Annotated in this window: 1 pseudogene; it reads left to right on the top strand. The window is 52.7% G+C overall.

Annotated features, from left to right (window positions below):
• Positions 1-79 precede the first annotated feature (79 nt).
• Positions 80-294: pseudogene (locus ACXAFR_RS27615) on the top strand (IS256 family transposase); the annotation flags it as partial.

Genomic DNA, 294 nt, shown 5'->3' with positions numbered 1-294 from the left:
AGGAGGATTGAAAAGAAGCGGCGTATCTGATTGAGTTGTTGTCGCCAAACAAGACAAATCAATCAAGGGACACACCGCTATGGGGAAGAATAACGTTGTTGAGCTATTGGGTCGAGATGAGATTTCGGATCCGCTCACTGAGCTACTACGGAAAGGGGCCCGGGAGCTAATTCAGAAGGCTGTGGAGGCAGAGCTGGCTGAGTTTCTCAACGGTTTTACGGATCGTAAGCTCGATAATGGGCGTGCCGCCATCGTTCGCAATGGCTACCAGCCAGAGCGCGAGCTGCAGACCGC

The sequence above is a fragment of the Pseudomaricurvus sp. ABR4_320 genome, assembly GCF_056159445.1.
The sequence above is the reverse complement of the archived record's forward strand: the minus strand, read 5'-3'. Positions and strand labels throughout refer to the sequence as shown.